10 protein-coding genes are annotated in these 10,931 nt (G+C 68.6%); 7 read left to right on the forward strand and 3 right to left on the reverse strand.

The genetic code is table 11. From position 1 onward, the window contains the following. Positions 1 to 17: 17 nt before the first annotated feature. Entirely contained in the window at positions 18 to 767 is a 750-nt protein-coding gene (locus tag ACIQU3_RS27345; protein ID WP_403731661.1) for a potassium channel family protein, read from the reverse strand. A 70-nt stretch (positions 768 to 837) separates the two neighbouring features. Next, complete coding sequence (gene aceE, locus ACIQU3_RS27350) at positions 838 to 3,585, reverse strand: pyruvate dehydrogenase (acetyl-transferring), homodimeric type (RefSeq protein ID WP_403928177.1); 2,748 nt, start codon at positions 3,583 to 3,585, stop codon at positions 838 to 840. Positions 3,586 to 4,003: 418 nt separating this feature from the next. On the opposite strand from aceE, the gene ACIQU3_RS27355 reads away from it, so the two are divergent. From ACIQU3_RS27355 to ACIQU3_RS27380, 6 genes are all read left to right on the forward strand, one after another. Next, positions 4,004 to 4,441, forward strand: a complete 438-nt coding sequence (locus ACIQU3_RS27355) for a DUF3052 domain-containing protein (RefSeq protein WP_062926619.1) — start codon at positions 4,004 to 4,006, stop codon at positions 4,439 to 4,441. A 109-nt stretch (positions 4,442 to 4,550) separates the two neighbouring features. Beyond that, positions 4,551 to 5,009, forward strand: coding sequence for a peroxiredoxin (locus ACIQU3_RS27360; protein ID WP_234845262.1), 459 nt, complete (start codon positions 4,551 to 4,553; stop codon positions 5,007 to 5,009). A 148-nt stretch (positions 5,010 to 5,157) separates the two neighbouring features. Then, positions 5,158 to 5,733, forward strand: a complete 576-nt coding sequence (locus ACIQU3_RS27365) for a TerD family protein (protein WP_403731670.1) — start codon at positions 5,158 to 5,160, stop codon at positions 5,731 to 5,733. A gap of 136 nt (positions 5,734 to 5,869) precedes the next feature. Further along, positions 5,870 to 6,445, forward strand: a complete 576-nt coding sequence (locus ACIQU3_RS27370; RefSeq protein WP_030836941.1) for a TerD family protein — start codon at positions 5,870 to 5,872, stop codon at positions 6,443 to 6,445. Positions 6,446 to 6,570: 125 nt separating this feature from the next. Beyond that, positions 6,571 to 7,716 (forward strand): DUF475 domain-containing protein, encoded by a 1,146-nt coding sequence (locus ACIQU3_RS27375; RefSeq protein ID WP_403731675.1) that lies wholly within the window; start codon positions 6,571 to 6,573, stop codon positions 7,714 to 7,716. A gap of 130 nt (positions 7,717 to 7,846) precedes the next feature. Next, a complete protein-coding gene (locus ACIQU3_RS27380; protein WP_403731681.1) occupies positions 7,847 to 8,581 on the forward strand; it encodes a Tellurium resistance in 735 nt (244 codons plus the stop codon). A gap of 36 nt (positions 8,582 to 8,617) precedes the next feature. On the opposite strand, the gene ACIQU3_RS27385 is transcribed toward ACIQU3_RS27380, so the two are convergent. Next, complete coding sequence (locus tag ACIQU3_RS27385) at positions 8,618 to 9,523, reverse strand: TerD family protein (RefSeq protein WP_403731684.1); 906 nt, start codon at positions 9,521 to 9,523, stop codon at positions 8,618 to 8,620. A gap of 228 nt (positions 9,524 to 9,751) precedes the next feature. Here ACIQU3_RS27385 and ACIQU3_RS27390 point away from each other — a divergent pair, with 228 nt between their 5' ends. Then, positions 9,752 to 10,918 (forward strand): HpcH/HpaI aldolase/citrate lyase family protein, encoded by a 1,167-nt coding sequence (locus ACIQU3_RS27390; protein ID WP_403731687.1) that lies wholly within the window; start codon positions 9,752 to 9,754, stop codon positions 10,916 to 10,918. Positions 10,919 to 10,931 lie beyond the last annotated feature (13 nt).

Raw genomic sequence — 10,931 nt, forward strand, 5'->3', positions numbered from 1 at the left:
TTCGACCGGGGGCCCTCTCATGACTCCACCGAGGTCCCCTTCAGCGCCGCCAACTCGCCCCGCAGCGCCCGGACCTCCTCCGTCAGCTCCCGGATCGCCTCGGTCTGCCGCCGCTCCTCGATGTCGTCCTTCTCGAACCGGGCGATGAACCAGGCGGCGATGTTCGCCGTCACCACACCCAGCAGGGCGATCCCAGACAGCATCAGCCCGACCGCCAGCATCCGGCCCAGCCCGGTGGTCGGTGCCATGTCGCCGTACCCCACGGTGGTCATCGTGGTGAACGCCCACCAGACCGCGTCCCCCAGGGTGTGAATGGAGGCACCGGGCTCGTCCCGCTCCACCTCCAGCACGGCCAGCGCACCGAAGACGAGCAGTCCCAGGCACGACCCCGCGACGTATGTGGTGACCCGCACCTGCGACGCCATCCGCGCCCGCTGCCCGGCGAGGAACAGCATCGACACCAGCTTCAGCAGCCGCAGCGGCTGCGCCAGGGGCAGCACCACGGCCAGCAGCGCCAGGGGATTGCCGCGCACGAACCGCAGCCGGTCCTCGGCCAGCCACAGACGGACCAGGTAGTCGGCGGCGAAAGCGGCCCACACCACCCAGTTGGTGACATGGCATGCGGTGAGCAGGTCCTGTGGAGCCCTGGGGGCCACGATCGGTATCGCGTAGGCGATCGCGAAGAGCACGGCCAGCGCCAGCAGCGGACCCTGGGTGCGCCGTTCCCAACGGGCCAGAGTGGTCGAGGCGGTCATCGGGAGCGTCATGGATGCATGGTAGGAAACGCGAGGGGCGGCACCCCAGGGTGCCGCCCCACGGATCGGGCCCTCGATGTCCCTACGCGTCGCCGCCCGCGGCTCCCGGGTCGGCCGCCGACACGTCGAGCAGCTGGTAGCGGTCGATGGCCTGCTTGAGCACGGAGCGGTCGACCTTGCCCTCACGGGCCAGCTCGGTCAGCACGCCGACCACGATCGACTGCGCGTCGATGTGGAAGAACCGCCGGGCCGCGCCCCGGGTGTCGGCGAAGCCGAAACCGTCCGCGCCGAGCGACTGGTACGTCTGCGGCACCCAGCGCGCGATCTGGTCCGGAACCGCCCGCATCCAGTCGGACACGGCCACGACCGGCCCCTGCGCGTCCGCGAGCTTGCGCGTCACGTACGGCACCCGCTGCTCCTCCTCGGGGTGCAGCAGGTTGTGCTCCTCACAGGCCACGGCCTCGCGCCGCAGCTCGTTCCACGAGGTCGCCGACCAGACGTCCGCCTTGACGTTCCAGTCCTCGGCCAGGATCTGCTGCGCCTCGATCGCCCAGGGGAGCGCGACACCGGACGCCAGGATCTGCGCGGGGATCGAGCCGGCCGTGCCCTCGCTGAACCGGTAGAGGCCCTTGAGGATGCCGTCGACGTCGACGTTCTCGGGCTCGGCCGGGTGCTGGATGGGCTCGTTGTAGACGGTCAGGTAGTAGAAGACGTCCTCGCCGTGCGGGTGCTCCTCGGAGCCGCCGTACATCCGGCGCAGGCCGTCCTTCACGATGTGGGCGATCTCGAAGCCGAACGCCGGGTCGTAGGAGACGCAGCCCGGGTTCGTCGAGGCCAGCAGCTGCGAGTGGCCGTCCGCGTGCTGGAGGCCCTCACCGGTCAGCGTCGTACGACCGGCGGTCGCGCCCAGGACGAAACCGCGCGCCAGCTGGTCGGACATCTGCCAGAACTGGTCGCCGGTGCGCTGGAAACCGAACATCGAGTAGAAGACGTAGACCGGGATGAGCGGCTCGCCGTGCGTGGCGTAGGCCGAGCCGGCCGCGATCAGCGAGGCCGTGCAGCCCGCCTCCGAGATGCCGTCGTGCAGCATCTGGCCGTTCGGCGACTCCTTGTAGGCGAGCAGCAGGTCGCGGTCGACAGACTCGTACTGCTGGCCGAGCGGGTTGTAGATCTTCGCGCTCGGGAAGAACGAGTCCATGCCGAACGTGCGGTACTCGTCCGGCGCGATCAGCACGAACCGCTTGCCGATCTCCTTGTCCCGCATGAGGTCCTTGAGGAGCCGGACGAACGCCATCGTCGTCGCGATGGACTGGTGACCCGAGCCCTTCTTCACGGTCGCGTACGTCTTGTCCTCGGGCAGGGCCAGCGGCTTGGAGCGGACCACGCGCGTGGGGACGTAACCGCCGAGGCCCTTGCGGCGGTCGTGCATGTACTGGATCTCCTCCGAGTCCCGGCCCGGGTGGTAGTACGGCGGCACGCCGGACTCCAGCTCCTTGTCCGGGATCGGCAGGTGCAGACGGTCGCGGAAGCGCTTGAGGTCGTCGACCGTCAGCTTCTTCATCTGGTGCGTGGCGTTGCGGCCCTCGAAGTTCGGGCCCAGCGTCCAGCCCTTGATCGTCTTGGCGAGGATCACCGTCGGCTGGCCCTTGTGCTCCACGGCCGCCTTGTAGGCCGCGAAGATCTTCCGGTGGTCGTGACCGCCGCGGCCCAGGTGCAGGATCTGGTCGTCGGACATGCCCTCGACCATCGCGCGCAGCCGGTGGTCGTCACCGAAGAAGTGGTCGCGGATGTACGCGCCGGTCTCCGTGGCGTACGTCTGGAACTGCCCGTCCGGCGTGGTGTTCATCTTGTTGACGAGCACGCCGTCGCGGTCCTGGGCGAGCAGCGGGTCCCAGCTGCGGTCCCAGACCAGCTTGATCACGTTCCAGCCGGCGCCGCGGAAGACCGACTCCAGCTCCTGGATGACCTTGCCGTTGCCGCGCACCGGGCCGTCGAGGCGCTGCAGGTTGCAGTTCACGACGAAGGTCAGGTTGTCCAGGCCCTCGCGGGCGGCGAGGGTGAGCTGGCCGAGCGACTCCGGCTCGTCCATCTCGCCGTCGCCGAGGAAGGCCCACACCTGCGACTTCGAGGTGTCGGCGATCCCGCGCGCGTGCATGTAGCGGTTCATCCGCGCCTGGTAGATCGCGCCGATCGGGCCGAGGCCCATCGACACCGTCGGGAACTCCCAGAAGTCCGGCATCAGCCGCGGGTGCGGGTACGAGGACAGGCCGTGCGGCGCCTTCGACTTCTCCTGGCGGAAGCCGTCGAGGTTCTCCTCGCTGAGCCGGTCCAGCAGGAACGCGCGGGCGTAGATGCCCGGCGAGGCGTGGCCCTGGAAGAACACCTGGTCGCCGCCGAGGCCGTCGTCCTTGCCGCGGAAGAAGTGGTTGAAGCCGACGTCGTAGAGGGACGCGGAGGACGCGAACGTGGCGATGTGGCCGCCGACACCGATACCCGGGCGCTGGGCCCGGGAGACCATCACCGCGGCGTTCCAGCGGGTGGCGTTGAGGACCTTGCGCTCGATGTCCTCGTTGCCCGGGAAGAACGGCTCGCTCTTGGTCGGGATGGTGTTCACGTAGTCAGTGCTGCGCATCTCGGGCACGGCCACGCGCTTCTCGCGGGCCCGCTCGATCAGCCGCAGCATCAGATAGCGGGCCCGCTCCCGGCCGCGCTCGTCGACCGCTGCGTCGAGGGAGTCGAGCCACTCCTGGGTCTCTTCGGGATCGAAGTCAGGAACCTGACTCGGAAGGCCGCCAATGATGATCGGGTTGCGATCGGATGCGGAAGCCACGCTGTTCCTTACCTGTCAGAGGGCCTGCGAGGGCCGCTGTTTCGCTGTCGTCGCCGGGGCGTCGTCGCTGGGGGGCGCGCCGCTGTCCATGGTCCACCTCGGGGCCGGGAAACGTCATCTCTACCGACCGGTAACCCAGACGTGAGATCGAGTCCGTGACGTATGGGGCGAATACCTTCGAGTCTCGTACCCACAGACGATTCCCAAACGCCCAAACAGGGCAGAAAGGTGTGGTGTGCATCACCTCGGGCCATGATGGTGTGCCTGGAGTTGCGGTGACACGGCCAGGATCGTCACCGTTTCGGCGGTCTGAACGGCCGGGTACTTGCGCGATCCGCCCCGCCCGTGTGGACTACGGCCAATGCTTCGCGCACGCGCGTGGCTGAGTTATTCCCAAGACATGATCAGGAGGCAACCCGTGAGCGCGACCGCGGACCACGCGGAGGAGCGGACGAACCCTGCCGCCAGGCTGGGGTTCCAGCCCGGGCAGGTGGTCCAGGAGATCGGCTACGACGACGACGTGGACCAGGAGCTCCGCAAGGCCATCGAGGGCATCATCGAGGCCGACCTGGTTGACGAGGACTACGACGACGTGGCCGATGCCGTTGTGCTGTGGTTCCGTGACGACGACGGCGACCTGACGGATGCGCTGGTGGATGCCACCACGTACATCGAAGAGGGCGGCGCGATCCTGCTCCTGACGCCGAAGACCGGCCGTTCGGGGTACGTGGAGCCGAGCGACATCTCGGAAGCCGCCACCACGGCGGGTCTGACGGCGTCCAAGAGCGTCAGCGTCGGCAAGGACTGGAGCGGCAGCCGGCTGGCGACGCCCAAGGCCGCCAAGTCCAAGCGTTAGCCGTACGGCCGTGCGGCGGGCCGGCGCTGTCGGCCCGCCCACCGGCCTGTACCGGTGCCTGCGTAGGGTGGTCCCACCCGAAAAGCCCCACGAAGGGACACCCACAGCGATGGCGATCCAGGTCGGCGAGAAGGCCCCCGACTTCGAGCTCAAGGACAACCACGGCGCGCCCGTCCGGCTGTCCGACTTCCGTGGCCGGAAGAACGTCGTGCTGCTCTTCTACCCCTTCGCCTTCACCGGCGTGTGCACCGGCGAGCTGTGCGAGCTGCGCGACAACCTGCCGCAGTTCTCCGACCGCGACACCCAGCTGCTCGCCGTCTCCAACGACTCCATCCACACCCTGCGCGTCTTCGCCGAGCAGGAGAACCTGGAGTACCCGCTGCTGTCGGACTTCTGGCCGCACGGCAACGTCTCGCGTGCCTACGGCGTCTTCGACGAGGACAAGGGCTGCGCGGTGCGCGGCACCTTCGTCATCGACAAGGAGGGCGTCGTGCGGTGGACCGTCGTCAACGGCCTGCCGGACGCGCGCGACCTGAACGACTACGTGAAGGCGCTCGACTCCCTGTGACGCCCGGTCGGGCGGCATGCGCCCGACACCCGCTCGAATCCGGGCTTCAGGGCCTGGGTGGGGCGGGAACCCGTCACTAGGATCGACTCGTTGATCCGACATCCGAGCACAACGGGGCACCCCGCCCCTGGACACCAATGGAGGACTCGTGGGAGTCAGCCTCAGCAAGGGCGGCAACGTATCGCTGACCAAGGAGGCGCCGGGCCTGACCGCGGTCATCATCGGTCTGGGGTGGGACGTCCGCACCACGACCGGCACGGACTTCGACCTGGACGCCAGCGCGCTGCTGCTGAACAACTCCGGCAAGGTCGGCAACGACCAGCACTTCATCTTCTTCAACAACCTCAAGAGCCCGGACGGCTCCGTCGAGCACACCGGTGACAACATCACCGGTGAGGGCGAGGGCGACGACGAGCAGATCAAGGTCAATCTCGCGGCCGTCCCGCCGGAGATCGAGAAGATCGTCTTCCCCGTCTCCATCTACGACGCCGAGACCCGCCAGCAGTCCTTCGGCCAGGTCCGCAACGCGTTCATCCGCGTGGTGAACCAGGCCGGCGAGGCGGAGATCGCCCGTTACGACCTGAGCGAGGACGCCTCCACCGAGACCGCCATGGTCTTCGGTGAGCTCTACCGGCACGGCGCGGAGTGGAAGTTCCGCGCCATCGGCCAGGGCTACGCCTCGGGCCTGCGCGGCATCGCGCAGGACTTCGGCGTGAACGTCTGAACCACCCGACGGGCCCCGACGCCGGGGCCCGCCAGGCCTCTCGTCCGGCGCCGCACGGTTTACGTGCGGCGCCGGACGTGCAGGACCACCTCAGTAACACCATCGGGCCTGTGGCCCCAAGGGGAGGGACAGCAACATGGGCGTCACACTCGCCAAGGGGGGCAATGTCTCCCTGTCCAAGGCCGCACCCAATCTCACCCAGGTGATGGTCGGGCTCGGCTGGGACGCGCGCTCCACCACCGGAGCGCCCTTCGACCTCGACGCCAGCGCGCTGATGTGCAGCAGCGGGCGCGTGCTCGGGGACGAGTGGTTCGTCTTCTACAACCAGCTCAAGAGCCCGGACGGCTCGGTCGAGCACACCGGTGACAACCTCACCGGCGAGGGCGACGGCGACGACGAGTCGCTCCTGATCGACCTCCCCAAGGTGCCGCCGCAGTGCGACAAGATCGTGTTCCCGGTCTCCATCCACATGGCCGACGAGCGGGGCCAGACCTTCGGCCAGGTCAGCAACGCCTTCATCCGTGTGGTCAACCAGGCCGACGGTCAGGAGCTCGCCCGCTACGACCTCAGCGAGGACGCCTCCACCGAGACCGCGATGATCTTCGGGGAGCTCTATCGCTACCAGGGCGAGTGGAAGTTCAGGGCCGTCGGGCAGGGGTACGCGTCGGGCCTGCGCGGCATCGCGCTGGACTTCGGGGTCAACGTCTCATAACGCGTTATGAGCAAAATCCGGGCCCCATAGGGGCGCGGAGGGGGTCCGACTAGACTTCGGCTTCAAAAGTTCGTAAAGCCGGGTACGGCGCGGGGGAGCCCCGTACACACACGATTGGGTAGCCAGTGGTTCTGAAAACCTTCGGGTGGTCGTTCGCGGTCACCGCGCTCGGCCTGGTCGCGGCGGTCCTGTTCGGCGGGTGGACCGCGCTCGGCATCGTCGCGATCCTCTCCGTCCTCGAGATCTCGCTGTCCTTCGACAACGCGGTGGTCAACGCCGGGATCCTGAAGAAGATGAATGCCTTCTGGCAGAAGATCTTCCTCACCATCGGCATCCTGATCGCCGTCTTCGGCATGCGACTGGTCTTCCCCGTCGTGATCGTCGCCATCAGCGCCCAGCTGGGCCCGATCAAGGCCGTCGAGCTCGCCCTCAACGACAAGGACCGCTACCAGCAGCTGGTGACCGACGCCCACCCGTCGATCGCAGCCTTCGGTGGCATGTTCCTGCTGATGATCTTCCTGGACTTCATCTTCGAGGACCGGGACATCAAGTGGCTCGGCTGGCTGGAGCGCCCGCTGGCCAAGCTCGGCAAGGTCGACATGCTGTCGGTCTGCATCGCGCTGATCGTCCTGCTGATCGCGTCGATGACCGTCGCCACCCACGCCCACCAGCACGGCGGCACCCACGTCGACAAGGCGGAGACCGTCCTGCTCGCCGGTATCGCCGGTCTGATCACGTACATGATCGTCGGCGGTCTCTCCGGCTACTTCGAGGACAAGCTCGAAGAGGAGGAGGAGCGCGAGCACGAGGCCGAGGAGGAGGCCGAGCGCACCGGCAAGCCCCGCTCGGCGGTCCAGCTGGCCGGCAAGGCCGCCTTCTTCATGTTCCTCTACCTCGAGGTCCTGGACGCGTCCTTCTCCTTCGACGGCGTGATCGGCGCCTTCGCCATCACCAACGACATCGTCCTGATGGCCCTCGGCCTCGGTATCGGCGCCATGTACGTCCGGTCGCTGACGGTCTACCTGGTCCGCCAGGGCACCCTCGACGACTACGTCTACCTGGAGCACGGCGCGCACTACGCCATCGGCGCCCTCGCCGTGCTCCTGCTGGTCACCATCCAGTACCAGATCAACGAGATCATCACCGGCCTCATCGGCGTCGTCCTGATCGCCGCCTCCTTCTGGTCCTCCGTCCGCCGCAACAAGGCGCTGGCGGCGGCCGAGGGAAAGGCAGGCTCGGACGAGAAGACTGAGGTCTCGTCCGGGGTGTGACACCCCTGCGGGTGAGGAACGCTCTGTGCGGGGCGGCCACCGAGGACTCCTCGGCGGCCGCCCCGTCGGTCTTCATGGGCCGTGGGTACGGCGGTGACCTGCGGTCTCCGAGTGAAACGTGGGGGGCGGAATGGGCCTGTTCGACGGACTCCGGCGCGGCGAGGTGCAGTTCGACTCGGGCGACGCGTCGACCAACGCGATCGAGCTGACCAGGCGGCGGGCGCAGATATCACTCACCAAGCAGGGCGCGGCCAACGGTCACCTGCGGGTCAACCTCAGCTGGCGGATGCGCACGTCCGACATCGGCGGCTCCCAGCGCGAGAGCCTGCTGCGCCACCCCTTCCGGGCCCTCAAGCCCCCCGAGGTCGTCGGCCACAGCCAGAGCATGGTCAACGTCGACCTCGACCTCGGTTGCCTCTACGAACTCCAGGACGGCACCAAGGGCGTCGTCCAGCCCCTCGGCGGCTACTACGGCGAGGTCAACGCCCCGCCGTACGTCAAGCTCAGCGGCGACGACCGGTTCGGCTCCGGCTCCGGCGAGACGATGTACATCAACCTGGACCACCGCGACAACATCAAGCGGCTCCTGGTCTTCGTCTACATCTACGACCAGACACCCGCCTTCGACCGCACGCACGCCAGCGTCACGCTCTATCCGAGCAGTGGCCCGCGGATCGAGATCCACCTCGACGAACGCCAGCCGCAGGCCCGCTCCTGCGCCGTCGTCATGATCGAGAAGGTGAAGAACGAGATCGTCGTGCGCCGCGAGGCCAAGTTCGTCTACGGCTTCCAGGCCGAGCTGGACCGGCTGTACGGGTGGGGACTGCAGTGGGGGCGGGGCTACAAGACGAAGGTCGACCGCTGACCACCCCGCCCCGGCGGACGCCGGGGCGGGCTCCGGCTAGCGTCCGATGAACTGCGGGCCCTGTGGGGGCAGCCGGAAGTCCGGGTCGGGAGTCGCGGTGGCCGGCGGCGGGTAGCCGTAGCCGCTCTGCGCCCCCGCCGCGCCCGCCGTGGCCGGCGCCGGGGGGTACCCGTACGCGGGGCGGCTCGTGGGCTGGGGGTAGCCGTAGGCCGGCTGTGTCGTCGGCGGCTGCTGCGGATAGCCGTAGCCGGGCTGCGTGGGCACCGCGTTCGGCTGCTCCGGGGGCAGCGGCAGAGAGACCTCGGGGGCCTGCTGCGCCGGGCCGCCGGCCGTCGGCTGTGCGGGCGTGTTCGTGGTGGGCGGCGCGGGGACCGTCGTGGTCGGCTCCTCCGCCGCCTCCGACTCGTCCACCGAGATGCCGAAGTCGGTCGCGAGGCCCTTCAGCCCGTTCGAGTAGCCCTCGCCCAGTGCCCGGAACTTCCAGCCCTCGCCGCGCCGGTACAGCTCGCCGCAGATCAGCGCGGTCTCCTCGCCCGTCTCCGGCTTGACGTCGAAGTACGCCAGCGCCTCGGTGTCGGTGCCCGCCGCGTCGTACAGCAGGATGCGCAGTGCCTGTACGCGGTCGAACGTCATGCCGTCCGCCGATGCGACCAGCAGGATCCGGCTGACCTCGGACTCGACACCGGTCAGTTCCGTCTGGATCGTGTCGGTCAGGCCCTCGGCGGCGCGCTTCTTGCCGAGCCGCCACACCTTTCCGGCCGGGTGCCGGGGCTGGTTGTAGAAGACGAAGTCCTCGTCGGAGCGCACACGACCGTCGGGGCCGAGGAGCAGCGCGGAGGCGTCGACGTCCGGAACCCCCTGCCCGGGTGTCCAGCGCAGCACGGCGCGCACCGTGGTGGCTTCCAGCGGGACGTTCGACCCCTTCAGCATCGCGTGCGTCATGCGGTCATCCTGCCTTCTCGGTCCTGCTCACGACAACGCGGGGGGCCGCTGTCACGAGCGGCGCCGACGGCCACGGCGGACTACCGTCGTCTTGGCCCGGCCTGGCTGTGATTGCCCGCGTTACCTGAAATTCATGCCTGATGGGAACCTCCGACATGGACTTCTACGTACTATTACCGGCCACCTTTCGTCGATTCACAGGTCGCACCAACACCACGGGGGAGTTCCATGCGTCATTTCGGGCATATCGCCCCTGAGGTGCGGAGGCGTCTCTTCTTCCGCGAGCCCTGCGCGTTCACCCCGGACTCCCCGGCTCGCCTGCTCGCGGCCGCCCTGGGCGCCACGCTGTACAGCCCGGCCACCCGGCCGCGCCTCGCCGACGACGTCCTCAAGCAGGCCGGGCGCGGTGTGGTCTCGATGGTGCTGTGCCTGGAGGACTCGATCGGCGACGCGGACGTCGGCCCCGGCGAGGAGAACCTCGTCCGCCAGCTCACGGCCCTCGACGACCTCCCCGACGCCGACCTGCCGCTGCTGTTCATCCGGGTCCGCGCCCCCGAGCAGATACCCGACCTGGTCCGACGGCTCGGCCCCGCCGTCCGCCAGCTGTCCGGATTCGTCCTGCCCAAGTTCACCGAGGAACGCGGCATCCCCTTCCTCGAAGCCCTCTCGACCGCCGAGGCCGAAAGCGGCCGTCGCCTTTTCGCCATGCCTGTGCTGGAGTCCCCGGAGCTGCTCTACCGTGAGTCGCGGGTGGAGACCCTGGAGGGCATCTCCCGAGCGGTCGACAAGTACCGCGACCGCGTCCTCGCCCTGCGCCTCGGCGTGACGGACTTCTGCTCCTCCTACGGGCTGCGCAGAGGCCCCGACATGACGGCCTACGACGTGCAGATCGTCGCCTCCGTGATCGCCGACGTGGTGAACATGCTGGGCCGCGCCGACGGCACCGGATTCACCGTGACGGGGCCGGTGTGGGAGTACTTCAGGGTCCAGGAGCGCATGTTCAAACCGCTGCTGCGGCAGAGCCCCTTCCTGGAGGTGCAGGCCGCGGAACTGCGCGAGAAGCTGATCGAGCACGCCATGGACGGCCTGCTGAGGGAGATCTCCCTGGACCAGGCCAACGGCCTCGTGGGCAAGACCTGCATCCACCCCTCGCACGTGCTGCCGGTGCACGCCCTGTCGGTCGTCAGCCACGAGGAGTTCTCGGACGCCCAGGACATCCTGCGCCCCGAGCGCGGGGGCGGGGGTGTGCTGAGATCGGCGTACACGAACAAGATGAACGAGGTGAAGCCGCATCGGGCCTGGGCCGAGCGGACCCTGCTGCGGGCCGAGGTTTTCGGCGTCGCGAACCAGGACATCGGCTTCGTGGAACTGCTGGCCGCCGGCCTGCCAGGCTGACCGTACGGCTGCC

Origin of the sequence: Streptomyces sp. NPDC101110, assembly GCF_044759525.1 — a bacterium.
In the GTDB taxonomy this organism is placed as follows: Bacteria; Actinomycetota; Actinomycetes; order Streptomycetales; family Streptomycetaceae; genus Streptomyces.